This window comes from Algibacter pectinivorans, from assembly GCF_900112595.1.
GTDB classification, from domain to species: Bacteria; Bacteroidota; Bacteroidia; order Flavobacteriales; family Flavobacteriaceae; genus Algibacter_B; species Algibacter_B pectinivorans.
Window position 1 is genome coordinate 14,078 of record NZ_FOMI01000007.1, and the last position, 25,754, is coordinate 39,831.

The 25,754-nt window shown below is 32.5% G+C and carries 27 protein-coding genes; 16 read left to right on the plus strand and 11 right to left on the minus strand.

Going from position 1 to position 25,754, the window contains the following annotated elements:
• Positions 1-119: 119 nt before the first annotated feature.
• The 8 genes from BMY96_RS10970 (at position 120) to BMY96_RS11005 (ending at position 4,507) form a co-directional block, all read left to right on the plus strand.
• Positions 120-341, plus strand: a complete 222-nt coding sequence (locus tag BMY96_RS10970) for a hypothetical protein (RefSeq protein ID WP_092852100.1) — start codon at positions 120-122, stop codon at positions 339-341.
• 2 nt (positions 342-343) lie between these two features.
• Positions 344-715, plus strand: a complete 372-nt coding sequence (locus BMY96_RS10975) for a hypothetical protein (RefSeq protein ID WP_139205246.1) — start codon at positions 344-346, stop codon at positions 713-715.
• 156 nt (positions 716-871) lie between these two features.
• A complete protein-coding gene (locus tag BMY96_RS10980) occupies positions 872-1,471 on the plus strand; it encodes a hypothetical protein (RefSeq protein WP_092852104.1) in 600 nt (199 codons plus the stop codon).
• Positions 1,472-1,698: 227 nt separating this feature from the next.
• Positions 1,699-1,911, plus strand: coding sequence for a hypothetical protein (locus tag BMY96_RS16245; RefSeq protein WP_489884285.1), 213 nt, complete (start codon positions 1,699-1,701; stop codon positions 1,909-1,911).
• Between the two features lie 381 nt (positions 1,912-2,292).
• Entirely contained in the window at positions 2,293-2,730 is a 438-nt protein-coding gene (locus BMY96_RS10990) for a DUF1330 domain-containing protein (protein ID WP_092852106.1), read from the plus strand.
• Positions 2,731-2,804: 74 nt separating this feature from the next.
• Complete coding sequence (locus BMY96_RS10995; protein ID WP_432416259.1) at positions 2,805-3,077, plus strand: VOC family protein; 273 nt, start codon at positions 2,805-2,807, stop codon at positions 3,075-3,077.
• 177 nt (positions 3,078-3,254) lie between these two features.
• Positions 3,255-3,842, plus strand: a complete 588-nt coding sequence (locus BMY96_RS11000; RefSeq protein WP_092852108.1) for a Crp/Fnr family transcriptional regulator — start codon at positions 3,255-3,257, stop codon at positions 3,840-3,842.
• A gap of 53 nt (positions 3,843-3,895) precedes the next feature.
• Entirely contained in the window at positions 3,896-4,507 is a 612-nt protein-coding gene (locus tag BMY96_RS11005; protein ID WP_092852110.1) for a succinate dehydrogenase/fumarate reductase transmembrane subunit, read from the plus strand.
• A gap of 181 nt (positions 4,508-4,688) precedes the next feature.
• Here the strand turns inward: BMY96_RS11005 and BMY96_RS11010 are convergent, their stop codons facing one another.
• A complete protein-coding gene (locus tag BMY96_RS11010) occupies positions 4,689-5,150 on the minus strand; it encodes an Lrp/AsnC family transcriptional regulator (protein ID WP_092852112.1) in 462 nt (153 codons plus the stop codon).
• 203 nt (positions 5,151-5,353) lie between these two features.
• On the opposite strand from BMY96_RS11010, the gene BMY96_RS11015 reads away from it, so the two are divergent.
• Entirely contained in the window at positions 5,354-6,352 is a 999-nt protein-coding gene (locus BMY96_RS11015; protein WP_217639595.1) for a DUF1852 domain-containing protein, read from the plus strand.
• A 29-nt stretch (positions 6,353-6,381) separates the two neighbouring features.
• Complete coding sequence (locus BMY96_RS11020) at positions 6,382-7,410, plus strand: methionine synthase (RefSeq protein WP_092852116.1); 1,029 nt, start codon at positions 6,382-6,384, stop codon at positions 7,408-7,410.
• A gap of 532 nt (positions 7,411-7,942) precedes the next feature.
• Here the strand turns inward: BMY96_RS11020 and BMY96_RS11025 are convergent.
• The 3 genes from BMY96_RS11025 to BMY96_RS11035 form a co-directional block, all read right to left on the minus strand.
• Positions 7,943-8,413: an ankyrin repeat domain-containing protein gene (locus BMY96_RS11025; protein WP_092852118.1), complete on the minus strand. Its 471-nt coding sequence runs from the start codon at positions 8,411-8,413 to the stop codon at positions 7,943-7,945.
• Positions 8,414-8,655: 242 nt separating this feature from the next.
• Positions 8,656-10,830 (minus strand): catalase/peroxidase HPI, encoded by a 2,175-nt coding sequence (gene katG, locus BMY96_RS11030; RefSeq protein ID WP_092852120.1) that lies wholly within the window; start codon positions 10,828-10,830, stop codon positions 8,656-8,658.
• A 215-nt stretch (positions 10,831-11,045) separates the two neighbouring features.
• Positions 11,046-11,642 carry a fasciclin domain-containing protein gene (locus tag BMY96_RS11035; RefSeq protein WP_092852122.1) on the minus strand — a complete coding sequence of 199 codons (597 nt, stop codon included), beginning with the start codon at positions 11,640-11,642 and terminating at the stop codon, positions 11,046-11,048.
• A gap of 241 nt (positions 11,643-11,883) precedes the next feature.
• On the opposite strand from BMY96_RS11035, the gene tpx reads away from it, so the two are divergent.
• The 6 genes from tpx (at position 11,884) to ribB (ending at position 19,165) form a co-directional block, all read left to right on the plus strand.
• Positions 11,884-12,390 (plus strand): thiol peroxidase, encoded by a 507-nt coding sequence (gene tpx / locus BMY96_RS11040; protein ID WP_092852124.1) that lies wholly within the window; start codon positions 11,884-11,886, stop codon positions 12,388-12,390.
• On the plus strand, positions 12,383-12,751 hold the full coding sequence (locus BMY96_RS11045; RefSeq protein WP_092852126.1) for a diacylglycerol kinase: 369 nt from the start codon (positions 12,383-12,385) through the stop codon (positions 12,749-12,751). Before tpx ends, BMY96_RS11045 begins: the two co-directional genes overlap by 8 nt.
• Positions 12,752-12,911: 160 nt before the next feature.
• Positions 12,912-15,326, plus strand: a complete 2,415-nt coding sequence (locus BMY96_RS11050; RefSeq protein ID WP_092852128.1) for a DNA translocase FtsK — start codon at positions 12,912-12,914, stop codon at positions 15,324-15,326.
• Between the two features lie 46 nt (positions 15,327-15,372).
• Positions 15,373-16,008, plus strand: a complete 636-nt coding sequence (lolA1, locus tag BMY96_RS11055) for an outer membrane lipoprotein periplasmic chaperone LolA1 (RefSeq protein WP_092852130.1) — start codon at positions 15,373-15,375, stop codon at positions 16,006-16,008.
• Positions 16,009-16,086: 78 nt separating this feature from the next.
• Positions 16,087-17,988: an LptF/LptG family permease gene (locus tag BMY96_RS11060; RefSeq protein ID WP_432416257.1), complete on the plus strand. Its 1,902-nt coding sequence runs from the start codon at positions 16,087-16,089 to the stop codon at positions 17,986-17,988.
• 31 nt (positions 17,989-18,019) lie between these two features.
• Positions 18,020-19,165: a 3,4-dihydroxy-2-butanone-4-phosphate synthase gene (gene ribB / locus BMY96_RS11065; RefSeq protein ID WP_245750615.1), complete on the plus strand. Its 1,146-nt coding sequence runs from the start codon at positions 18,020-18,022 to the stop codon at positions 19,163-19,165.
• Positions 19,166-19,247: 82 nt separating this feature from the next.
• Here ribB and BMY96_RS11070 read toward each other — a convergent pair whose 3' ends face one another.
• The 7 genes from BMY96_RS11070 to BMY96_RS11100 form a co-directional block, all read right to left on the minus strand.
• Complete coding sequence (locus BMY96_RS11070) at positions 19,248-19,766, minus strand: hypothetical protein (protein ID WP_092852136.1); 519 nt, start codon at positions 19,764-19,766, stop codon at positions 19,248-19,250.
• 69 nt (positions 19,767-19,835) lie between these two features.
• Positions 19,836-20,297, minus strand: a complete 462-nt coding sequence (locus BMY96_RS11075; protein ID WP_092852138.1) for a T9SS type A sorting domain-containing protein — start codon at positions 20,295-20,297, stop codon at positions 19,836-19,838.
• A gap of 31 nt (positions 20,298-20,328) precedes the next feature.
• Complete coding sequence (locus tag BMY96_RS11080; RefSeq protein ID WP_139205247.1) at positions 20,329-21,147, minus strand: hypothetical protein; 819 nt, start codon at positions 21,145-21,147, stop codon at positions 20,329-20,331.
• 17 nt (positions 21,148-21,164) lie between these two features.
• On the minus strand, positions 21,165-21,770 hold the full coding sequence (locus BMY96_RS11085) for a hypothetical protein (RefSeq protein WP_139205248.1): 606 nt from the start codon (positions 21,768-21,770) through the stop codon (positions 21,165-21,167).
• A 91-nt stretch (positions 21,771-21,861) separates the two neighbouring features.
• The gene (locus BMY96_RS11090; protein WP_092852144.1) at positions 21,862-22,758 is read right to left on the minus strand and encodes a DUF8740 domain-containing protein; all 897 of its coding nucleotides are present in this window, start codon (positions 22,756-22,758) and stop codon (positions 21,862-21,864) included.
• A 15-nt stretch (positions 22,759-22,773) separates the two neighbouring features.
• Positions 22,774-24,015: a T9SS type A sorting domain-containing protein gene (locus BMY96_RS11095; RefSeq protein WP_092852146.1), complete on the minus strand. Its 1,242-nt coding sequence runs from the start codon at positions 24,013-24,015 to the stop codon at positions 22,774-22,776.
• A gap of 531 nt (positions 24,016-24,546) precedes the next feature.
• Positions 24,547-25,740: a DegT/DnrJ/EryC1/StrS family aminotransferase gene (locus BMY96_RS11100; protein ID WP_092852148.1), complete on the minus strand. Its 1,194-nt coding sequence runs from the start codon at positions 25,738-25,740 to the stop codon at positions 24,547-24,549.
• Positions 25,741-25,754: the final 14 nt, after the last annotated feature.

Genomic DNA, 25,754 nt, shown 5'->3' on the forward strand with positions numbered 1-25,754 from the left:
AATTTATAAGCCTGTGCTTGTTTGCTTGCTTCTGATTTTCCTTCGGAAAATCGCCGCACACAAACTCCGCACTATCATTATACGAGACCGTTGTAAACCATTTGACAAAACATCACGGAATGAACAATATTGAATATATCAAAGAAGCACGAAAAGGTATCATTGCTAAATATCATTTGAATAAACTAGCAAACTTGAATAACGAAATTAAGTTTGGCGGACTCGATTTAGAATTAGACCAACTTCTAGCTTTAGCATCTGAATTATTGGACGAAAAAAAACAAGAAGAAAAGGACGAGTTAAACGAAATTAAAAAAGCAAAAAATGCGATTAACTTATGATTTTGGAATTTAATGAAAGTATTTATTCGAAAATATCTCAAATAACTGGATTGAATTTCAAAGCACAAATTAAAGGTTGCGGAATTGAACTTCAAAAAATTTACGTGATAAGGGATTTAGAAACAGATATTGAAAAGTATTTATTAATTGCTGATAATGAATTAATATATTTTAAAAATACATCTGATTTTATTGAACAATTTTCAATCTTCATTAAGGCAAGTATAGCTTCTTTAGAAAATGAATTTGAAACTATCCAGAATTTTAATGGACATAAAAATCCCAATTCGGACTTTGAAAATTATGATAGAATAGGTCATAATAAATACAAACAAAGTAAGCTATTGGATAAAATTAATACGTTTAGGAAATAAAAAACGGTTGGCAACAATGTATAACCGCAATTACGGCGGATTCGACTACGTCCGAATCCACTCGGAATTGCTAAAGCCTGTGTCAAACCGAAAATAATCGCTAACTTAACCCGTAACTGACGTTTATACGAGACCGTTACCCAACATTTACCAAAAATGCTACAACAGATTAACATTCAATTTATTGACAAAATAAAAAAGCCCATAGAAGGCAACCGAATTTTGAATGGGATAATGAATGTTTTAGTAATTATTCTTTTTCCAGTAATTTTGATTGTTGGAATTATAATAATGGTGTTTGTTGGAATATTTGCTTTTTTTCAAAGACTCTTTTCTAAACCCGAAACTGAATTGGAATTAGAAACCCTATCACCTGATATTGAGCGATGGAATATTTTGACAAACTTTAGCGGAATAAATATCTATCAAAAATATGTTAGTGAAATCCGATTTGGACCAGCATATCTGAATTTGAAAAGTGAACCTAAAATTAAATTTTTAGAGAACAAGTTGTTTGGAGATTGGTTCTTTACTTATTCTAATGGAATTTTACTTCAACAATGGAATTCGACTGAAAAGCCAAATACAAATCTGATTTTTATCGGAATTGACAATCGTGAAGTACAAGTTTTGGAAAAAAATATTCCTTCTGTAAACTGGAAAATTGTAGAAACAAAAGATAAAACCTTGGAATTGAATTGTGATACTGGAAAAGAGGTTTTGACTTATAAAATAGAAATAAAAAACGTTGGGTAACAACGTGCATAAAAAAATGCTAAATTAGTGCTTAAATAAAGTCAGTTGCTTTTTTGTAACGTCTGATTTTCCTGCGGAAAATCCTCGCATACAAAAACGCAACTTTTCATACACAAACACGTTGCCATTCATTGTGACCCGTCCTGAATAAAGACTACATAATTTTAAACATTATATACAAAAACAACAAAGTAATTAGACGGTATTCAGAACCTTTTAAACTAAAAATTCTTGATGAACTTAGTAAAGGTAAACACACAAAGAGCGAACTTTGTAAACTCTACTCTATTGCGTCTACAACGGTTAATGAGTGGACTAAAAAATATAATCGTAAAGACTTAATGAACACCAGAATAAAAGTGGAAACAATAGACGAAATACCACGTGTATTTAAGTTTAAGCAGTTCAAAAGAAAATTAAGCAGCCAAAACAACTCCTAATTAAAAAGGATTTAGGTGCTTTAGTGTTAGACTCCTACCTAGAAGTAGTTACAGAACAATTTGGTTATAAATCTGTAACCATATTTTCAGGACTAGACACTTATATAAAACATAGCTAGCAACTGCCAAACCAAAAGTTCGTTTGTTTTACAAACATTGCAAAATCTGTAATTTGATATTTTAAAAGAAAAAAATGTAAATTTATCTCTAATAACCATTTAAAATAATTGTTTTTAACAAACAGAAAAGCAAGAAAAGGTCAACCAATTTCAATACAACACAATTTTTATTAGTCTGTATTTTATTTATTAAATTCATTGCTTAAAGCAAGTAAAAAAACATATACAAAACTCTGTGTAATCTTTATAAACATTAACAATTATGAAAAAATATTTGGAGGCAAGCCCCGAATCTGGAAAAAAATTTTATCTGGATTACCTCAATAAAGGAAAAATTGTAATGTTAAACTTATTAAAATTTAACGATATAGCAGATTATACAAATATAGAAGAACTAAAACCTAAATCGGAAATTTCGGGAGAAGAAGCCTATAACTTGTATATAGAAAATACACTACCCGAATTGAAAAATATTGGGTGTAAAATAATTTATTATGGTAAAAGCACAAATTTTTTAATAGGACCAGATTTTGAAAAATGGGATGCAGTTTTATTATTGGAACACCAGTCAATTGAAAAGTTCATGACGTTTTCACAAAGTAAAGCTTATTTAAATAATGTAGGGCATAGAATGGCAGGATTAGCAGATTCCAGACTTTTACCCACAACAGAAACACAAAAACAATTAAAAAAGTTATAAGATTAAATGCTGGAATATTAACTACAAAACTCTCAGAAACAAAGTCGTTTTATAAGGAAAACTTAAGGTGTAAAATCAAATTCGAAAACGAATTTTATATTTTACTAAAAACACCTAACCAAAAAGATATATTAAGTTTTCTTTTACCAAATCATCCATCGCAACATCCTTTTTTTCATAAACCTTTTCAAGGAGAAGGAATATACCTAACTATTAAAGTTGACAATGTCGATAAATTATATAAAGAAATAAAAAATAAGGGAGTTGAAATAAAGGTGGATAAAAGAGATGAACCTTGGGGGGGGAAGACATTTTGCTATTGCAAACCCAAATGGAGTTGGAATTGATATTGTAAATTATACTCAACCACTAAGGAACTAGAAAAAATACTTATAGTACTAGCTGTAAGTGAATAATTATTTTCACCTACTTTTGTACATATTTTTAGTATACTGTTCACTTGTTAATTTAAGTACCAAACCACCCAAACACCCGTAACAGATAGCATTGCGAGTCAATACGAAATGAGAGTAAATAAAGAAGAAATTATAAATCGAATTAGTGAAACATATTCAAAATTAACTTTTGAATGTCAACAAAAACTAGCAAACAAATCTAAAGTTTTAGTTCTACCAAAAGGAGAAACACTTGTACGTCAAGGACAATATTCTGATAAAACATTTTTTATTTTTAATGGCTGTGCAAGGGCTTACTATTTGAAAGATGGAAAAGATATTTCAGACTGGTTTGCTTTTGAAAATGATTTTATTAGCTCTATAAATAGCTTTTTTCTCAATATTCCAAGTCCACATTTTATAGAATTACTAGAAAACACGGTACTTTTGGAGATATCAAGAAAAGATATAGAAAAATTATCTGATGATTTTCATGATTTTGAACGTTTAAGTAAAATAGTAGTTACAAAAACAATGCTACAACAACATGAAAGAATTTCGTCCATGCAATTCCATAAAGCAGAACAGAAATACGCCAATATATTATCCATTCGACCAGATATTACTCAAAGAGTACCACTAACACATATCGCTTCTTATATTGGAATTACCCTCGAAACACTAAGCAGAATAAGGAATTTAAAAAACCGAACTTGATATAAATCAAATGACAACTTAGTTATTAAGTTGATTTTTGTAAAAAAAAAAAAATGAAACGAATACATTATTACGCTGCAATTATAACTTCAATTTTTGTTGGATTACACTTATTTAATCATTTTTACAGCCTTTTTGGTTCAAATGCTCATATTGAATTAATGCATATCCTAAGAATTATTTATAGAAATGTAATTGCCGAAATTATATTACTTTTCGCGATTGTAATTCAAATTATTTCGGGAATAAAATTATTTATACAAAAAAGGAAAACTTTATCAGGTTTTTTTGAAAGATTACAGATTTGGACTGGACTTTACCTTGCATTTTTCTTCTTAATTCATTTAGGAGCAGTTTTATCTGGCAGATTAATTCTTAATCTAGATACTAACTTTTATTTTGGTGTTGCAGGACTAAATGTATTTCCATTAAATTTGTTTTTTATTCCATATTACAGTCTTGCAATAATTTCTTTTTTCGGACATATATCGGCTGTTCATTCAAAAAAAATAAAAAGTAGAGTACTTGGAATAGAACCCATTAAGCAATCTTATGGCATTCTAATAATAGGAATAATATCTACTCTTATTATACTATACGGATTGACAAATAGATTTGATGGAGTAGAAATACCAAAAGAATACGATATAATGATAGGGCAATAAAAAACAAACACCCAGTAAAGGCTATAAATAATTGCTTATTCTGGACTACTTTTCTATAAATCCTAAATATTTTTTGGTTAAATGAGTAATTAATTGTTAAGTTAAAACTAAACAACATCATTTCCATTATACAAATTCCGTTAGCAAACATTTTGCCCCTCCCGACTAAAAGCTACATAATTTATAAGGGAACACTATAGTCATGTTTTATAACCCCCATAACAAATGTACTATGCGCACTACCAACGTTTTTAATTGAACCTAACTCATTAAGAACAAAATCTTGATAATGTTTCATATCTCTAACCATCACTTTTAATCTAAAATCATAATCTCCCGAAATATTATAGCATTCACATACATATTTAGAAAACATAATCTCTTGCACAAATTGATGACCTATTTCTTTAGTATGCTCCTTTAGCGTAATGTCACAAAAAACAATAAGTCCCTTTCCTACTTTTTCAGCTTCCACCAATGCTACATATTTTTTGATTACTCCAGTCTTTTCCAAACGTTTGATTCTTTCATAAACAGGAGTTGAAGACAGATTCACCTTTATTGCAATTTCTTTTGTGGTTAATTTTCCGTTTTGCTGAAGTAGCTCTAGTAACCTTAAATCAATTGGATCTAAATTCTGCATAGTCAAATTTTCTTTTTACTAATTAAATAAGCACAAATAAAAGACATTTTATCTACAAATACCTAGCATAAAGATAATTACTCTTATTTTATAACAAAAAATAATTAATACATCTATTATTGTAATATTTGCAAGTAATAAAATCCAAATAAAAAAATAAAAACAGTCATCTAAAAACCTTCAAAATAATAGAAAAGAACGATATGAAAAACACTCAAGCCTCCATCATGAACAATATAAAATTCAAAATAAAAAGCACGTATTTCGATGAGCAATACATACCGTCAACAAGCACACGTATCACAACCAACTTTGCCAACTTAGCAAGAGGAAAAGGTCGTCAAGAAAACGTACGTAATACAATTAACATGATAAATAATCGATTCAACACATTAGCAAATTGGGATAATCCCAACAACACTAGATATTCGGTTAAATTAGAAATTATTTCCGTGGACTTAGAAGTCGATGGTAGTGGTACAACATTTCCGTTAATAGAAGTTTTAAAAACGCATATTATAGACCATGAAGCAGATAAACAAATTGAAGGCATTGTTGGAAATAATTTTTCCTCATACGTACGAGATTATGATTTTAACGTGCTGCTTTTAGAACATAACAAAGGGAAAGACAACTTTAGCACTCCAGGTAATTTTGGTGATTTACATGGTACACTTTTTAAATCTTTTGTAAGCTCGAATATTTACAAAAAACACTTCAACAAACCTCCTGTTATATGCTTAAGCATATCCCACAACAAGACGTATTATCGTACAGGAAACTATCACACGATATTGGGCTTTGAATACCAACCCAACAAATCCTCTTTAACAGTGCAATACTTTAAAAAAATGGGGTTACAGGTTCGTTATTTTATGCCACTAAATAGTGTTGCTCCATTAGCATTTTATTTCTTTGGCGATTTACTAACCGATTATACAAATCTTGAATTAATTAGTACCATTAGTACAATGGAAACATTCCAAAAAATTTATAGACCAGAAATTTATAATGCCAATTCCATAGCTGGACAATATTACAAACCTAGTTTAAAAAATCAGGACCATTCAATAACCAAAATAATATACGACAGAGAAGAACGAACCCAACTGGGAATAGAACAAGGTAAATTTGCAGAAAAACATTTTATTAAACCTTACAAAAGTACCTTACAACAATGGTGTACTAATTTCACTCTTTAATAAAAACTACAAATTAAAATTATCTTGACATGAAAAAATTACTACCAATCTCGACTGTTGGAAGTTTACCAAAACCCACTTGGCTTTCCACACCTCAAAAATTATGGTCTCCTTGGAAATTAGAAGGTGATCAACTTATTGAAGGAAAACAAGATGCCTTGCGCCTTTGTTTACACGAACAACAATTGGCTGGGGTTGATATAATAAGTGATGGCGAGCAAACACGGCAACACTTTGTTACAACTTTTATCGAACATTTAAATGGTGTAGACTTTAAAAACCGTAAAACGGTAAGAATTCGTAACCGATATGATGCAAGTGTCCCAATGGTGATAGGCGAAATTACGCGCCAAAAATCAATTTTTGTTGATGACGCCAAATTTTTACGCAAACAAACCAATAAACCTATAAAATGGGCATTACCAGGACCAATGACGATGGTCGACACTTTATACGATAACTATTATAAAAGTCGAGAAAAACTAGCATGGGAATTTGCCAAAGTTCTCAACGAAGAAGCAAAAGCACTTCAAGATGCAGGGGTAGACATTATCCAATTTGATGAACCAGCTTTTAACGTTTTTTTTAACGAGGTAAACGATTGGGGTATGGCAACATTAGAAAGAGCTATAGATGGTTTAAACTGTGAAACTGCGATACATATTTGCTACGGTTATGGAATAAAAGCAAATAATGATTGGAAAAAAACACTAGGATCAGAGTGGCGCCAATATGAAGAAATTTTTCCAAAAATTCAAAACTCTAATATAAATATGGTGTCATTAGAGTGCCATAACTCGCGTGTACCTTTTAATTTAATGGAACTAATTCGCGGTAAAAAAATAATGGTAGGAGCAATTGATGTCGCAAATAACAGAATCGAAACTCCTGATGAAGTAGCAAACACCCTTCGTAAAGCTCTTGAATTTGTAGAAATCCAAAACCTTTATCCTAGTACAAATTGTGGTATGGCTCCTTTACCACGAAACTTAGCAAGAGGTAAGTTAAGCGCTTTAAGCGCTGGGGCAAACATTATACGCAAAGAACTTGGAGTTTAGTTATTACCCATGCATTATCAAATCAGTTTTTATATTTAAAACTTAAGATAGCATATTAATAACTCTGTAAGTCACAAAAAACTTGAGGCAAGCCTCAAGTTTTTTACTTTTAAAATAGCACTTGTTAATAAAAAATAAAGTTTATTAAATTTTAACTATTATAAACACTTTTACAGGTAATTTAAAACTAGAGTCTTAAAAATGCGACTAGTACCACTAGTAAAAAAGCATAAATACATTTTAGGCGGCCTAACATAGTATATCTAGCAAACCACAACTATTCATTTACCCTTATTCTTATTTCTAAACGAAAGTATTATGGAGTGACTGGTATTAAAAACTACTCTTTTACTAACCTATTAAAGCAAATTTTACGTCTTACAACTTTATACCAATAAATAACAAAACTGCCCTCTAACACTATTCTAGCTTCTAGATAACCTTAGTCTACATTAAAAAAAAATCGGCCTCTTTTAAAGGTATTGCCTTAAAAAATAAAACTCCAAGTCAATACTCTAAAACCTATATCCCCCTATTTTAAAAGTAAAATTAGTTCTTTGAACCCTTTTTCTTGAGCATAATCTAAAGCTGATTTTCCTTGAAAATCCTTAATCGTTTTATCTGCCTGATGCTCTAACAGTAATTTTACGCTTTCAATTTTATTGTATTGCGTCGCAAACGACAACGCTGTAGTTCCGTTAATATTTACTTCATTTACATCCGCGCCATGTTCAATTAAATAATTAGCAAATCCTATATTGCCTTTAAAACTTACTCCAATTAAAGCCGTATTACCCGAGGCGTCTTTGGCATTTATGGGTGCATTATGCGCTATTAATAATTTGGTTGCCGCTTCGTTATCAAAGTAAGTTGCCAGAATTAATGGTGTAAACCCACGTTCGTCCTTGGCTTCTGCTAATTTAGGGTTAGTATCCAACAAGGCCTTTAAAACGCTGGTTTGTCTGTTTTTTATACTCTCAAAAAGACTATCTATGTTTTCCATGTTTTTAATTGTATTATACCTGTTTTTCTATTTATGTTAATTAGTTACGCTGTGTCAGTTCGAGTGGTTTTTTTATTAAAAAATTGTATCGAGAACCAGTAAAACTCGTATTTAAGTTATAGCGCCTACTCGTTTTTTAAAGCATAACATTAAAATGCAAAACGGGATTATTTTTATTTCAATGCAATAAAAAAGGAATGAATTTTTAAATCCATTCCTCTTTTCTGTTATGTAAGTTATTGTTATTTAATATCGAAACGATCTGCATTCATCACTTTAGTCCAAGCGGCTACAAAATCTTTAACAAACCGTTCTTTGTTATCATCTTGCGCATATACTTCGGCATAAGCTCGTAAAATGGCATTAGAACCAAATACTAAATCTAGGCGTGTTGCTGTATATTTTACAGCACCTGTATTACGGTTTTTAATTTCGTAAATACCATTATCCAATGGCTTCCACTCATAAATCATATCGGTAAGGTTCACAAAGAAATCATTTGTTAATGCGCCTACTTGCTCTGTAAACACACCGTGTTTTGTACCACCATAATTGGCTCCCATAACACGCATACCTCCAACTAAAACAGTCATTTCGGCAGCCGTTAAACCTAATAGTTGTGTACGATCTAACATAATTTCTTCTGGACTAACTGTATATTGTTTTTGTTGGTAATTTCTGTAACCATCTACCAACGGTTCCATAGATTCAAAAGAATCTACATCGGTCATCTCTTGCGTAGCATCTCCTCTACCTGGAGCAAAAGGCACAGTCATGCTCATGCCTGCATTTCTAATGGCACGCTCAACACCTACATTACCGGCTAGAACAATAGTATCGGCAACACTAATTCCAAATTCGGCTGCAATAGGTTCTAAAACAGCTAATACCTTTTGTAGTTTTGCTGGCTCATTACCTTCCCAGTTTTTTTGAGGCTCTAAACGGATACGCGCTCCATTGGCACCACCTCTTAAATCACTGCCTCTAAATGTTCTTGCACTATCCCAAGCCGCAGTAACTAATTCTGAAATGCTTAAATCTGTTGCTGCAATTTTAGCTTTTACGGCCTCAACATCATACTTATAATTACCTTTTGGAATTGGATCTTGCCAAATTAATTCTTCTTGAGGTACATCTGGACCAAACCAACGGTCTCTAGGTCCCATATCACGATGTGTTAATTTAAACCAAGCACGAGCAAAAGTATCTGAAAAGTACTCAAAATCATTCATAAACTTTAATGAAATTTCTCTGTAAATAGGGTCCATTTTCATGGCCATATCTGCATCGGTCATCATTGGGTTTAATCTTGTGGTTAAATCTTCAACATCTACCGGTTTATCTTCTTCTTTAATACTAACTGGCTCCCATTGATCGGCTCCCGCAGGACTTTTTCTAGATTCCCACTCGTGGTTAAATAACATTTCGAAAAAGCCATTATCCCATTTTGTTGGATGCGTTGTCCAAGCACCTTCTAAACCACTTGTTACAGTATATCTGCCTTTACCTGTTTTGGTTGGATTTGCCCATCCTAAACCTTGTGCTTCAACACCTGCAGCTTCTGGCTCCGGACCTAAAATACTAGCATCGCCATTACCGTGTGTTTTACCTACGGTATGTCCACCGGCTGTTAAGGCAACAGTTTCTTCATCGTTCATGGCCATACGCTTAAAGGTTTCTCGTATCTGTAAAGCCGTTTTTAATGGGTCTTGCTTACCATTTACGCCTTCTGGGTTTACATAAATTAGTCCCATTTGTACGGCTGCTAGAGGATTTTCCATGGTATCTGGAGCATCTACATTGGTATAACGCTCATCACTAGGCGCTAACCACTCTTTTTCTGCACCCCAATACACATCTTTTTCTGGGCTCCAAATATCTTCACGACCAAAAGCAAAGCCGTAGGTTTTTAAGCCCATACTCTCGTAAGCAATAGTTCCTGCTAGGATAATTAAATCTGCCCAACTTACACTATTGCCGTATTTCTTTTTAATTGGCCAAAGCAAACGTTTGGCTTTATCTAAACTTACGTTATCTGGCCAAGAGTTAAGCGGTGCAAAACGAATGTTACCTGTGCCTCCGCCACCACGCCCGTCGGCTAATCTGTATGACCCTGCAGAATGCCACGCCATTCTAATCATTAAGCCTCCATAATGTCCCCAATCTGCTGGCCACCAATCTTGACTATCGGTCATAAAATCATGAAGATCTTTTTTAAGCCCTTCAACATCTAAGCTTTTTAAGGCTTCTTGATAATTAAAATCTTTTCCTAAGATATTTGTTTTAGTATCGTGCTGATGTAGAATATCTAAATTCAAACTATTTGGCCACCAATCTGTTACCGTTTTTTCGGTTGTAGTAATCGCTCCTTGCATAAAAGGACATTTATCAATATCTCCTGTATTATTATGATCCATATTTATATTTATATTAATTTATACTACAATGTTAACTATTAAATCCTTTAAAAAATCATAAATAAAATTGATTGTTTTTATTTTAACATAACAAATATTTATGGTTTTAAGATTTAATTACCCCCTAAATTTAGGTAAACTTAATGTAGAGAACAAAAAAAACTGCTTCAAAAAACGAAGCAGTTTTTACACAATCTTAATAAATCCCTTATAAATTAAGATTTTGGTAATAATACCGAATCAATAACATGAATAACACCATTAGATTGATTAACATTTGCTATAGTAACCATAGCAGAATTGCCGTTTTCATCGGTTATATAAACATCTTTGTTTTTTAACCAAGCCGTAATGGTACCGCCACTTACAGTTTTAATTACTGCTTTACCATTTCCTTTTTTAATTAGTTCTAAAACAGCTTTAGCATTCCATTTTCCGGCAACAACATGGTAAGTTAATATACCTTGTAACATGGCTTTATTTTCTGGTTTTACTAAAGTTTCAACAGTGCCTTCTGGTAATTTTGCAAAAGCTGCATTTGTTGGAGCAAATACGGTAAACGGCCCTTCGCTAGATAAGGTTTCTACTAAATCGGCTGCCTTTACTGCTGCAACCAAAGTAGTATGGTCTTTAGAGTTAACTGCATTTTCTATTATATTTTTACTCGGATACATTTCTGCACCACCAACCATTACGGTTTGTTCTTTCATCATTTTATCTTTCTTCATCATTTTTTCTTGAGCGAATCCTGATATTGAAGTAAAAATAACTACGGCTAATACTGTAGATTTAAATAATTTTGAGGTTTTCATAATATTACTTTTGTTTTAAAATTTGATTATTATTTATTTACAGTTACACTAACGAGGTTTAGTACTATGCGGTTTTTAAATAGTAATGATTTTAACAGTACCTTAACGATTGCATTTCGTTAAAAACCGATTTAAAAGCAAGAAACACGCACATTTTTAGAGGATTAAAAAATTATAAAACAAATAGTTTAAACATCTATTTATTCTTAATTTTACGACACTAATAAAAAAACAAATAATCATGGCAACAGTAACCTTAAAAGGAAACCCAATAAACACATCAAGTAATTTACCAGAAGTTGGAGCAAAAGCACCCGATTTTTTACTAACTACAACCGATTTAGCCGTACATAGTTTAACAAATTATAAAGGCAGCAAATTGGTTTTAAACATTTTTCCTAGTATTGATACAGGTACTTGTGCACAATCGGTTAGAACATTTAACAAGGAAGCAAGCGAACTAGAAAACACTAAAGTATTATGTATTTCTCGCGATTTACCTTTTGCTCAAGGTCGTTTTTGTGGTGCCGAAGGTTTAGATAATGTTATAAACTTATCTGACTTTAAAGATGGCAGCTTTGGTAAAGCCTACGGTTTAAATATTGTTGATGGCCCTTTAGAAGGTTTACATTCGCGCTGCGTCGTTGTACTTGATGAAAACGGTACTGTAAAATACACGGAGCAGGTTGGAGAAATTGTAGACGAACCAAATTACAAAGCTGCCCTAGAAGCGCTACAAGATGCCTAAAAAAGAATCATTTTTAGTAAACCGATTAAAAAGCGTAGGCTATGCATTTAAAGGTGCTATCCTACTTTTAAAAACCGAGGCGAGTATAAAAATCCAGTTCGTAATTGCTATAATAGTTACTATTTTTGGATTTTATTACAACATTTCATCAACAGAATGGATTGTTCAAGTATTAGCCATAGGTTTGGTTATGAGTGTTGAAGGTGTAAATACTGCTATTGAAGAAATTGCAAATTTTATTCATCCAGAACGACATAACAAAATTGGTTTAATAAAAGATATTGCTGCAGGGGCTGTTTTTATAGCCTCTGTTTTTTCTAGCATTATTGGACTTATTATATACATTCCTAAAATATTTTAAGGGCAATTTAAAAGTGCTCTTTGTCTTCTTAACGCACGTTTAAAAAAAATTACAGGCCTTGCTTAGCAATTTTTAAAAATAAAGTTTCGTTAACGTTAGTAATTTGTATTTTTGTTCAGTTATAAAATGCAATCCAAATTTTTGAAATCGCACACCATTAATGGCTAAAAGCAAACCAAAGACAAAAAAAGAACCTAGAAAAAAATTAAAAGCACCTAGTTTTAAATTGTCTAGTCAACAAAAGTTGGTTTTAGGGAGTTTTCTTGTAATTGTAGGGCTATTGCTTTTTATAGCTTTTGTATCCTTTTTATTTACAGGAGAAATAGACCAAAGTGCACTATCCGATTTTACCTCTAGAGAAGTAAAAACACAAAACTGGTTAAGTAAATCTGGTGCTTGGTTAAGCGACTTTTTTATACAACGCGGTTTTGGAGTAGCGTCGTTTATATTTTCTGGATTAATATTTTTATCGGGTGTTTATGTTTTAATGAATATTGCAACTACCAAACTAAGAAGACACTGGTTTTGGGGTATGCTTATAATTATTTGGTTGTCTATTCTTTTTGGATTCTTTGGTAATAAAAACGATATTTTAGGTGGTGTAGTTGGTTTTGAAATTAATAGCTTCCTACAAGACTATATTGGTAAAATTGGTACTGCACTACTACTTTTATTTGGGTTAATTACCTATTTAGCCATTCGATTTAAAGTAACTTTCGAGAGTATTACAAATCTATTTAAATCGGCCAAAAAAGATATTAAAGATGAGCTTCAAGACATGAAAGACGATGTTGTTGTGCCGTTTGACAATAGTTTATCTGATGAAGCCGAAGCTATAAAAACAGCGCACGAATTAGCTTTAGAAACCAAAAAACAAGAACCTAAACCTTTAGTTACCGAACCTAAACCTGTGGTTACTAAACCAAAAATAGAAACGGCGCCTTTAGAAGTAAAACTACCAGAACCCGAAATTGAAGAAGAACCGGAAGCCCTAGAAATTAAGGTTGAAGAGGTTGTTGAAGAAGGTTCTGAAAATGATAATTTAGCTAACAAGCTTGTTGAAGACTTTGGGCAGTTCGACCCAACTTTAGAGTTATCAAAATACCAATACCCACCGCTAGATTTATTAAAAAAGTACGATACCGAAGGGATTACCATTAATCAAGAAGAGCTTGAGGAAAACAAAAACAAAATTGTTGATACGCTAAACAATTATAAAATTGGTATTTCTAGTATTAAAGCAACCATAGGACCAACAGTTACATTATATGAAATTGTACCCGAAGCGGGAATTCGTATTTCTAAAATTAAAAATTTAGAAGATGATATTGCCCTGTCCCTTTCGGCATTAGGAATTCGTATTATTGCTCCAATTCCTGGAAAAGGGACTATTGGTATTGAGGTGCCAAACAAAAATTCGACTATCGTTTCTATGCGTTCTGTTATTGCTTCAAAGAAATTTCAAGCCTCAGAAATGCACTTACCAATTGCTTTAGGTAAAACCATTAGTAACGAAACTTTTGTAGTCGATTTAGCTAAAATGCCTCACTTGCTTATGGCTGGTGCTACGGGTCAAGGTAAATCGGTAGGTTTAAATGCCGTTTTAACCTCGTTACTTTATAAAAAACATCCTGCCGAAGTTAAGTTTGTTTTAGTCGACCCTAAAAAAGTAGAGCTTACACTCTTTAATAAAATTGAACGTCATTATTTAGCAAAACTTCCAGACGAAGCCGATGCTATTATTACAGATAATACTAAAGTTATCCATACGCTAAACTCCTTATGTATAGAGATGGATAACCGTTACGAAATGCTAAAAAACGCACTTTGTAGAAACATAGCAGAGTACAATGCTAAGTTTAAAGCAAGAAAACTAAACCCTAACGATGGGCACCAATACCTACCATACATTGTATTGGTGGTTGATGAGTTTGCCGATTTAATTATGACCGCTGGTAAAGAAGTAGAAACACCAGTTGCCCGTTTAGCCCAATTAGCGCGTGCCATTGGTATTCACTTAATTATAGCAACACAACGTCCTTCGGTTAATGTAATTACGGGTATTATTAAAGCGAATTTCCCTGCGCGTATTGCCTTTAGAGTATCTAGTAAAATCGATTCGCGAACTATTTTGGATGCTGGAGGAGCCGACCAACTTATTGGTCGTGGAGATATGCTTTATACACAAGGAAACGACATGATAAGGATACAATGTGCCTTTGTGGACACCCCAGAAGTTGAAAAAATAGTAGACTTTATTGGTGCGCAAAAAGCCTATCCAGATGCTTATTTACTGCCAGAGTATGTTGGCGAAGAAAGTGGCACAAGTCTTGATATAGATATATCAGACAGAGACAAACTATTTAAAGATGCTGCTGTAGTTATTGTAACCGCACAACAAGGTTCGGCCTCGTTATTACAACGTAAATTAAAATTAGGTTACAATAGAGCAGGTAGAATTATAGACCAGTTAGAAGCAGCAGGAATAGTAGGTCCTTTTGAGGGTAGTAAGGCAAGACAGGTATTAATAACCGATTTAATTGCATTAGACCAACATTTAGAAAACGAAATATAATTAAGTTCCTTTTCGCATACGCGGAATTAAAAAATTAAAATTTTCAATGAAGAAATTATTAACTGTATTATTTATTACACTTTCATTAAACACCTTTGCTCAAAACAAGGCTAAAACATTATTAAATGAAGTTTCAGAAAAAGTAAAAAGCTATGATAATATTGCTTTAGATTTTAAATACACCTTAGAAAATATTTCAGAAAACATAAAACAAGAAACCAAAGGCGATGTAATTATGCAAGGTGAAAAATACCGATTAAACATACTGGGTATTACAAGACTGTTTGATGGTAAAAGCATGTATAGCATTAGTACTGAAGATGAAGAAGTAACCATAACATCAAACATCGATGAGGAAAATGATGCTATTACACCAAGCAAGATGCTATCTTTTTATGAAGATGGTTATACGTATACTTTAGATATCGTTCAAAATATAAACGGCAGAAAAATACAATACGTTAAGCTTTTACCAATCGACTCTAACTCCGAAATTAAGAGCATTCTTTTAGGTATTGATGCACAAACAAAACACATCTATAACCTCATACAAATTGGCGATAACGGAACAAAAACAACACTTACTGTTAATTCTTTTAAAACTAATGAGCCATTATCAAAAACCTTATTTACCTTTGATGCTAATAAATATCAAGATTATTACATTAATAAATTAGATTAGGCCAAACGAGTGAAAATTCTAGATCGCTACATAATAACCACATATCTTAAAACTTTTTTCAGCGTGTTTATCATACTCATGCTGATTTTTGTTTTGCAAACCATTTGGCTTTACATAAAAGAGCTAGCCGGTAAAGATTTAGATATTATAATCATTTTTAAGTTTTTGGCTTATTTTATGCCAAAACTTATCCCTTTAGTTTTACCGCTTACCATCCTTTTAGCGTCCATTATGGTGTTTGGTAATTTTGCAGAAAACTACGAGTTTGCAGCTATGAAATCTACAGGAATTTCACTCCAACGAGCCATGTCTGGATTAAGTATATTTATTGTAGGCTTGGGTATTGTAACCTTTTTCTTTTCAAATAACGTTATTCCTTGGGCAGAGCTTAACTCTTACAACCTAAGAAAAAACATTGCCAAACTTAAACCTTCTATGGCTATTGCAGAAGGTCAATTTAATACCATAGAGTCTACACCGTATAACATAAAAGTAGAAAAGAAAAGTGGCGATAGAAATCAATATTTAGAAGATGTCACCATACATCTTAAAGGAAATGATGGCAGATCGAATACAACTGTAATTACAGCAAAAACAGGTGAACTTGCCAGTAAAGAAGACTCTAATGTTTTAAAACTTATTTTAAAAGACGGTTATTTGTACCAAGATGTAACTCCAAAAAAGAGAGTCGATAAAAATAAAAAACCATTTATTAAAAGTAAGTTTGAGACCAAAATTATAAATATCGATTTATCTAATATGAATGATGTCGATTTTAATGAACAATCGCAAACCGACAAATACAACATGTTAAATGTTAACGGTTTAAATAAAACCATAGATTCTTTAGTAACAAAATATAAAGAGGAATACGAAGCATTTTCAAAAAACCTGATAATAAAAACAGGGATTACTCATAAAATGCCAACTAGAAAATTGAGCAAGGATTCTACAAACTATATTGGTCCAGTACTAGATTTATTTGACACAGAACAAAAAATACAATTGGTAGATGTGGCATCTAGATACCTAATTAGCTCCAAACAATTTATTAACACTAGAGATGCCTCAATGAAAGTATCTAAAGCATGGCTTAACAGACACGTTATTTCGCTTCACGAAAAATTTGCTTTAGGTTTTGCCTGCGTTATTTTATTTTTTGTCGGAGCTCCTTTAGGTGCTCTAATTAGAAAAGGAGGTATTGGCTTACCTTTAGTTATTGCTATACTGCTATTTTTAACCTATCATTTTATAGGAATTTTCGCTATTAACAGTGCTAAATCTGGAGACTTTAATCCCATTTTAGCACCTTGGTTTTCCACTTTACTTATGTTCCCTCTAGGTGTTTATTTAACTAAAAGAGCAACGGCCGACAAAAGTTTAGTTGATTTTGGAAGTATTAGCGAACCCCTAAAAAAACTACTTAAAATTAAAGAGAAAGATGCTGTAGATTTTAAATTCTTGCAAAACTACAATAATGACCAGCTCGTTAGCACCATTACTAGTTCTAATAATTTAAATCAGGATGAAACTGTAAAACTTAAAGCCCTAGACTTGTTAAACTCTAGAGGTTTAAACACTGCAGATTTAAGAGCCAATAATCTAGCTATCGATGAAAGTTACGACACTACCGAAGCTACAAGCACAAATTATAAAGAACATTCTAAATTCGCTTTAGTGCTTTACATTATTGGAGTTGCCTTACTAATCCTGTTCTTTGTATTTAAAAACAATAAATTAATGCCATTGGCAACAGCTTCTATACAACTTAGTATTATTTCGTTGGCATTGTTTGTGGTATATTATATTAAATCGATAATTAATAGCTATCAATTTTATAATAGAATTCACAAAAAAGAAAATAAACCTAGTATCCTTCTCTTAATACTTTGTTTGCCTTTATACTTAATAATACATGTATTATTAAGAGAAAAAATGAAAACCGACTTAAAGACTAATTTATTAGAGTCTTTAAAATAAGCCATATCTTTGCATTATGAGGGTTACTACTATGACACAAAAAGTAAAAAAAGAGTTTAAGCTAAATACTATACACGAAGCTATAGACGACATAAGAAACGGCAAAGTTATTATTGTTGTCGATGATGAAAATCGTGAAAATGAAGGTGATTTTTTGGCTGCTGCCGATAAGGTAACGCCAGAAATGATAAACTTTATGGCCACTCATGGTAGAGGTCTTATTTGTGCGCCTTTAACCGAAAACAGGTGTAAAGAGCTGGAATTAGGTATGATGGTTCGTAACAATACCGACCCTATGGAAACGGCTTTTACAGTATCGGTAGATTTAAGAGGACATGGTGTTACCACAGGTATTTCGGCTAGCGATCGTGCAAAAACTGTACAGGCCTTAACTAACGAAGACACTAAGCCTTTCGAGTTGGCTAGACCAGGACATATTTTCCCTTTAGTAGCTAAAGAAGGTGGTGTATTAAGACGTACAGGACATACCGAAGCAGCAATAGATTTTGCTAGATTAGCGGGTTTAAATCCTGCAGGTGTAATTGTTGAAATTATGAATGAAGATGGTTCTATGGCTCGTTTACCAGAACTGTTTAAAGTTGCTAAAAAACTAGATTTAAAAATTGTTTCTATTGAAGATTTAGTAGCCTATAGAATGCAACATGATTCTTTAATTGATAAAAAAGAAGATTTTCAAATTGAAACTCGCTTTGGAAGTTTTAGATTAAGAGCATACAAGCAGACCACAAATAGTCAAGTTCACATAGCTTTAACAAAAGGCCAATGGAAGGATAATGAAGAGGTGCTTACTAGAATTAACTCTACCTTATTTAATAATGATATTTTAGGAACCTTAACCAATAATGCCGACCAGCAGTTGGATGACATGTTTAAGGTTATTAATGATGCTGGTAAAGGCGCTATACTGTTTATTAATCAAGAAATTCAATCGATGAATATATTGAGTCGATTATCTTTTTTAAAGGAACATCAAACACCAAATGAAGTAGCTAGAGCTCCAAAAATTAATATGGACAATAGAGATTTTGGTATTGGTGCCCAAATACTGCACGACTTAAACATACATAAACTTAAATTAATCTCGAACACCAAACAAACAAAACGTGTTGGTTTAATAGGTTATGGTTTGGAGATTGTGGATTATGTTAATTACTAGACCCTATAAGGTTTTAAGTTAGACTTAAAATAAAAAGGAGCATAAAGTTAAATACTTTGTGCTCCTTTTACTTTTTTTCAACTTATTGTAAATCATAAACAAATCTAATACCTTCGTAATATTCAATAGAAGCTCCGGAGTCATCTGTAAAGACGGGTATTTCAGAATTAAAAATTAGTTGAGAACCTGAAATAGTTCCCTGAATACTTTCTCCATTTATTACATATGTTCTAGTACTTTCTGTTTCTGACCATATGAGATCTGCATTAAAACTTTCTATTTGAAAGCAAGCAGCTTCAACCGTATTTCCATCTGCTCCAAGATAAATTGCTAAAGTGTTTGCCGCTGAAAAAAGCCCAGTATTATCACTTTCAAATGTCAGGGTTTGATTAAATGTACAATCCAATTCCGAAAACAAATCATTCGACTCTGTTCCGTCTTTGTTAAAATCATAAACATTTTCTGTAGATATAGAAGTTACTTTCCAAACCTCAACGGTAGTTACTTTCTCATCTTCATCATCACTGCAATTAAACGCTAGTAATGCGAGAAAAATTATAGTTAAACTTCTTAATTTGATGTTGATTGTTTTTGTTTTCATACTACTGATTATTTTAAATTTATTTAAGACTACTTTTAATTTTTATTCTATTTTACATTCAGATTTATACTACTTTATAATAATTTTTTCTGTTATCATCGAACTGTTATAATGTATATTTATCAAATAGATACCTACAGGTAAACCATTTACCACTACCCTATTTGTATTATTAACAGAGAGCACTTTTTTTCCAAGTAAATTATATATATACACAGTATCGATTGGGTGCGAGGATTTTATATTGATAATATCTGATGCAGGGTTAGGGTATATTTTAAAATCCGATTCAAACTCTAAATTATTTGAAGATAAAGCAATTTGCTCCATATCACCATTAATAAAACCTTCGGAAAGAAGCATACTATTAACACGCAATTCTTGCACATTAACTTCACCAATTGTGTAAACCATTTGGATGCCATCAGCACTTGCTAATCCTCCTCCAGAATCTATACTAAATTTGTCTATGGCTTGAGAATTTCCCAAATAGGAAATTAATAGACTTAATATTATAACTTTTGTTTTCATGATTTTTATTTTTTTAGTCTGTTTTTAATTATTAATACGTGTATACAATTTTTACACCTTTAATTTTCTTTGCCCCAAAAGCGTCCCAATTTCTACAATATACTCGAACAAAATACCCGCCATTATTGTTATCTACAACATGATTGAGTGCTGTCGTTTCTTCGATAATATCAGTCGAATTTCCAGTCGTTTCAATAATATCTGAAACTAAAGCAAAACCAGGTTCAAAACTTTCTTTAATTAATTGTATTGCAAGTTGAGCCTCCGAATTATCAATGTAATACACAGTAAAAGCATCTATATGTGCGCCATGAGGTAATTGTACTGGAGCCTGTAATACGCATACTGATGTAGCCCCATTGGTATTAGTTATTTCTGCTCCACCCGGACCTATTGAATTAAAAAAAGAACACACCTCATTATTGGGGTAAAACACTGCTGCTGGAACACTTAGTACATGCTGCTTTTTAGCAACATTTAAAGCATAAGGCACAGCCTTAAACTCAGTGGTTCCCATATCAACTAAACCATCTCCTTTATCAATTAAAACATTTAGAAAATGAGTATCTATGCCCCACTCTATACTTGTAAAATCTGGGCTTCCAGTATTTAATGTTCCTTCTCCAATATTGATAACTATAATGCCTTTATCATCGGTAGTTGGTTCGTGAATTTCAGAATACACATTGGTTTGCGCAGCACTTTTTAATATATTAAACTGCACCTCTATTTGTGTGTTGGCTATTAAATTACCACTTCCGTCTGTTATAATAGCCTTATAATTAATACCTTTTTGAGCAAAAGTCATGGTTGTTAAAAACATGATGAGTAACGTCATTTTTGTTTTCATAATTAAATCGTTTGAAATTATTTAGTTTGAAATAGTTTTTCTGCATCTGAGTAACCTACACCACTAAAACTAATTGGTGTAAAGGACAGTGTTCCCATGGCTTCATCTGCTAATTTATCTTCTTCAAAACGAATTTTCATGTGTGATACCTCCGCAGTTCCTGAAGCATTTAGGTTCGATAAATCTAAGGTGCCGCTAATTTTACTTTCTGAAACACGCTTGCCTCCTTTTACTTTAAGTTGATACATGGCGCTCATAGTTCCGCCACCTTTTTTTGGTGTTTTAAGAATGGCTGTAGCTTCTTCTAATAAATTGGTATCGCCATCATAAAAAAGCTGCACACTTTCCTTACCTTTTTCTAATTGTTTTGTAAACGTAATAATAGCTGTGCGCTTTTGCGTTTTTTTATGCCGGCTTACAATACCCGAGGCTTTGGTATAACTCCAAGCTTCACCGTTTATGTTACAGAGAAATGTCCCTTGCTGTTTTTTAATGGTTTCACGCGGCGTTTCTTTTTTAACGACCTCTGCCTCTGGCGTTTTATTTTCAACCGTTGTTTTTGTTTCATTTTTACAAGACAAAACAAGTATGGAGAGTAGTAAAATGACTTTGTATACTTTCATGGGTTTAGATTAAAGTTTTTATACCATTAAATTTATAACTAACTTAAATTAAGATTTTCGCAGTAATATCTATATAAATTCAAAACCGAAATTATTTATATGTACCACACATACATGGATAATTAAAATTTGGACCAATCCCATTAAACACTTTTAAATACGTTTTAAAAGGATTACTCCCGTTTTCTATAAAAGTTGAATCTTCGATACGTATTTCTCCTATTGTTCCTCGACCACTATCTCCAGCGTTAATATTGAGCCCTTGAGCATTATTTTCATGAGCACTTGGAAAATAGGTATTATTTACATTGTAGGTAATTGGTGTAATTGCCCAAAATCGTACTTGATCAATACTACTTAAATTAGCTTCATCATAGTTTCCTAAAACTATGGCTTGGGTTATTTGCTCTAAAGTAAAAGCACGTACATTAGGATCTCCAGGATAGGTTGCTTCACACATTTTTTGTGCAGCCTGCCATCCATGTTTTCCATTATATTGAAATCTTGCATTAGAGCTTATTGAACTTCTTCCTAAAATATAAGGTTCAGGAAGTGTAATAATTCTTTCTGCAATTTGAGCATGTTTAGCATAAGGCACTGCCATAAACTCGGTGGCATCAAAATTAATAGTGCCACCGCTATAAGTAATGCTTGTTTGTAAAAAGTGAGGGTATTTACCCCATTCAATAGTGCTAAAGTCTCCTATACTTGGAGTGGTGTCTGTACCTATGTTTAGTATTACTAGTCCGTTAGCATCGGTGGTGTAATTATGGTCTTCTTGATATACCACAGCACCCGATGTTGTGTTTTGATGAATGCTAAATTGTACCGTCATGTAAGTATTGCTTAGCACATTGTCATTAGCATCTTTTAAAATGGCTTTATAGTTAAAGCCTTGTTGGGCACTTACTAATTGAGTAATTGCTACAAAACATAGCATGATTAATCCTTTTACAATGGTTTTGATTTTTAGCTTAATCGTAAACATAATTTTTTCTATTTTTTAATTAATAATTACCTTTTTTATAATTGTTTTACTACCATATTCTATTTTAGCCAAATACAAACCTGACTCTAATTGGCTTACATCAATTTTTGTTTGGTTTTTGCTTAAAAACAGTCGTTTTCCTTGAAGATTAAAAAACGTTACATAATTTACTGGCGAAGTACTATTAATAGTTATAAAATTTGAAGCTGGATTTGGATATACTGATATAGTAGGCTCGGTTTCTTTGGGTTTATTGGTAGTAAGTGTAATATCAAAAGCTCTAGATGCGCTCCAAAAAGTATCTATACGTGTGAAACCTTGCCAGGAATCGGTTTCGCTTTTCCAAGATTGGTATATTAATGATTTTTCATTATTATTAGCATCGAAAGTGCGTAATATTCTAGATGCATTTTTCCATATGCTATTAGTATTATCCCATTCTTGCCTTATGAATTCTGTTTGGTTTCCTAAGTCGTAAACGAAAAGATATCGTTCTTGATTTCTATAACTTTCATTTATATGAATTTGATAAACTTGATTTTCCAATTGTTGTAAAGCATTGTAGTTAAAAATTGTTTGCAACGTTGCAAAATCATTGAAAGCACCGTCTTGTTGATTGAAACCAATGTTCTCTATCTTTTCAATTTCATTAAAGTCTGTGTAGGTATACTTTATTTTCCCTACACTTTGCCAAACATCAACATCGGGATAATAGATTTGTTCTATCTCCTCTTGAAGGGTGTAAAAAGTAAGTCCGTAATCGTATAAGAATCTTTTTTCTGGCACCAAATCATTACCACCATTTCTATTCTCAAAGGTTTTAGAGCTTAGTGTATTGCCGTTGTAAGTGCTAATTTCTCTTCTAAAAACAGTCCATATTCCATCAATTTTTATGGTATACTGGAAACGAATTTCATTGCCCATACCATCGTAAACATAGGTATCTCTTGATGCATCGACCCAAGCTCCAGCTCTCCAATTTTGTTGTATACTTTCTGTAATATTATTTGATGCATCATAATTCTTATTACGCTGATAATAATTAACCCAATTATTGCCACTGGCATGTAACCGCAATAGATTTGTTTCTTTATTACCCTCGTAGTCATACGCATAAAGTTCTCGGGTTTGGTGCAGCCAATCGCCATTAAACCATGAGTAAATATGCGTTGAGTCTTTTCTAAATTCGGTTTGCGCATTACTGTTTAGAGAACCCAATATAAATGCCAATACAAAAAATGTGTAATGATGTTTCATAGCGTTATTTTATAGCTGTTAATTTTAATTGTAAATACCTTTTCTAAATGTTTAGTATTTGGAAAACTATTTGCTTTGGGAGAGAATGGTTATTACCTAGTAAAGTCTAAATTTTATTTAGCACTTTTAATTTAGGCAAAGTGTTACGCTATTAATTTTTTCAAATGTAAACCTAACTGGAATTAAGGAATATCACATATGTAACAATTGATACCACAAATGTAACAGGCTATTGATAACAAGAAACTCAAGAGGTTTTTATTTAGTTAAACAAATAACCCAAGACCATTTTTAAAATTTTTTGAATTTGCATTTAAGGGAAATAATGTGATGTATTAAAATGCTAATTGGATACAGTTTATTTTAATCTAGTTAATTGGCTTGTATTTTTTATTAAGTATTTAACACACTTACAAGCATAAAAAAATCCTATTAAAAACTTTAGTGATTAAAGTTTTAATAGGATTTTTACAAGTTTTAAGGCTTAAAGTATTTATAGATAACTTTATTTTAAAACTAATTTATAAAGCACTAAATATTTTCTTTTATTGCTTTTACCATTTTAGAAGCACGCTCCTTAACCTCTACCTCGGTCCATGACAATTTTATTAAACAAGATATGTTTCTGCCAATATAATGATCTGATTTTGCGAAGGTTTTTGTTTTAAGGTAGCTTAAACCTTGTTTAACCTCTTTAGAGATTGGAAATAGCGATTTTAAGTCTTTTAAATGGTTCCATTCGCGAATGTAATGCCAGTTATTGTCGTAATAATTCCAACATACATCGACACCTTCTGTCTTAAAAGCTTGAATAACTTTTCTGGTGGTTTCTAGATCTGGTAAGAAAAAGCTTAAGAAGGCACAACTTTCTACGCCGCCTTCTGGTACGGTTCTAAAAGTAACTTCTGGAATTTGAGATAAAGCATCTCTTAATATATTGAAATTCTTTTTTTGAAGTTCTAAAAATTCTGGTAAACGTTTTACTTGGGCTAATCCTACTGCTGCATGAAGCTCTGAAATACGAAAGTTATAGCCTAAAAAAGGGTGTGTTTCGGCTCCTCTATCGTTTCCTACATGATCGTGACCATGATCGCTGTAATGGTCGGCATTTAAGTAATAGTCCTTGTTGTTGGTTATTACGGCTCCGCCTTCGCCACAGGTTATGGTTTTTACAAAATCGAATGAGAAACAGCCTAAATCGCCAATACTTCCTAGTGGCTTGCCTTTATAGGTGCCGCCAATGGCTTGACATGCATCTTCGATTAATAATATATTATGTTTTTTTGCAATGGCTTGCAATGCATCCATATTTGCCATACTACCACACATTTGTACCACCATGATGGCTTTTGTATTTGGTGTTATGGCTTGCTCTACGGCTTCTGGGTTTAATCCTAAGGTATCGTCTATATCGACCAAAACAGGTATTGCTCCAAGCATCATTATAGCCTCGAAACTGGCTACAAAGGTAAAGGTTGGCATGATTACCTCGTGTCCCGCTCCTACTCCTGCCGATGCTAAGGCTACCGATACGGCAGCTGTACCCGATGATACTAATTGTACGTGTTTGGACTGAAATGTGTTTTGAAGTTGGGTTTCTAGCTCTTTTGCTTTCCAGTGGCCATTACGCATACCATCGAAACCGTAGCGCATAAGTACGCCGTTATCTAATACATCGTTTACTTGTTTTCTTTCTAAATCTCCAAATAATTCAAATCCTGGCATATTCTATTTTATTT

Coding starts and splice junctions, on each gene's coding strand:
- BMY96_RS10970 (WP_092852100.1), top strand. CDS start 120: ATGAACAATATTGAATATATCAAAGAAGCACGAAAAGGTATCATTGCT.
- BMY96_RS10980 (WP_092852104.1), top strand. CDS start 872: ATGCTACAACAGATTAACATTCAATTTATTGACAAAATAAAAAAGCCC.
- BMY96_RS10990 (WP_092852106.1), top strand. CDS start 2,293: ATGAAAAAATATTTGGAGGCAAGCCCCGAATCTGGAAAAAAATTTTAT.
- BMY96_RS11000 (WP_092852108.1), top strand. CDS start 3,255: ATGAGAGTAAATAAAGAAGAAATTATAAATCGAATTAGTGAAACATAT.
- BMY96_RS11005 (WP_092852110.1), top strand. CDS start 3,896: ATGAAACGAATACATTATTACGCTGCAATTATAACTTCAATTTTTGTT.
- BMY96_RS11010 (WP_092852112.1), bottom strand. CDS start 5,150: ATGCAGAATTTAGATCCAATTGATTTAAGGTTACTAGAGCTACTTCAG.
- BMY96_RS11015 (WP_217639595.1), top strand. CDS start 5,354: ATGAAAAACACTCAAGCCTCCATCATGAACAATATAAAATTCAAAATA.
- BMY96_RS11020 (WP_092852116.1), top strand. CDS start 6,382: ATGAAAAAATTACTACCAATCTCGACTGTTGGAAGTTTACCAAAACCC.
- BMY96_RS11025 (WP_092852118.1), bottom strand. CDS start 8,413: ATGGAAAACATAGATAGTCTTTTTGAGAGTATAAAAAACAGACAAACC.
- katG (WP_092852120.1), bottom strand. CDS start 10,830: ATGGATCATAATAATACAGGAGATATTGATAAATGTCCTTTTATGCAA.
- BMY96_RS11035 (WP_092852122.1), bottom strand. CDS start 11,642: ATGAAAACCTCAAAATTATTTAAATCTACAGTATTAGCCGTAGTTATT.
- tpx (WP_092852124.1), top strand. CDS start 11,884: ATGGCAACAGTAACCTTAAAAGGAAACCCAATAAACACATCAAGTAAT.
- BMY96_RS11045 (WP_092852126.1), top strand. CDS start 12,383: ATGCCTAAAAAAGAATCATTTTTAGTAAACCGATTAAAAAGCGTAGGC.
- BMY96_RS11050 (WP_092852128.1), top strand. CDS start 12,912: ATGGCTAAAAGCAAACCAAAGACAAAAAAAGAACCTAGAAAAAAATTA.
- lolA1 (WP_092852130.1), top strand. CDS start 15,373: ATGAAGAAATTATTAACTGTATTATTTATTACACTTTCATTAAACACC.
- BMY96_RS11060 (WP_432416257.1), top strand. CDS start 16,087: ATGCTGATTTTTGTTTTGCAAACCATTTGGCTTTACATAAAAGAGCTA.
- ribB (WP_245750615.1), top strand. CDS start 18,020: ATGACACAAAAAGTAAAAAAAGAGTTTAAGCTAAATACTATACACGAA.
- BMY96_RS11070 (WP_092852136.1), bottom strand. CDS start 19,766: ATGAAAACAAAAACAATCAACATCAAATTAAGAAGTTTAACTATAATT.
- BMY96_RS11075 (WP_092852138.1), bottom strand. CDS start 20,297: ATGAAAACAAAAGTTATAATATTAAGTCTATTAATTTCCTATTTGGGA.
- BMY96_RS11080 (WP_139205247.1), bottom strand. CDS start 21,147: ATGAAAACAAAAATGACGTTACTCATCATGTTTTTAACAACCATGACT.
- BMY96_RS11085 (WP_139205248.1), bottom strand. CDS start 21,770: ATGAAAGTATACAAAGTCATTTTACTACTCTCCATACTTGTTTTGTCT.
- BMY96_RS11090 (WP_092852144.1), bottom strand. CDS start 22,758: ATGTTTACGATTAAGCTAAAAATCAAAACCATTGTAAAAGGATTAATC.
- BMY96_RS11095 (WP_092852146.1), bottom strand. CDS start 24,015: ATGAAACATCATTACACATTTTTTGTATTGGCATTTATATTGGGTTCT.
- BMY96_RS11100 (WP_092852148.1), bottom strand. CDS start 25,740: ATGCCAGGATTTGAATTATTTGGAGATTTAGAAAGAAAACAAGTAAAC.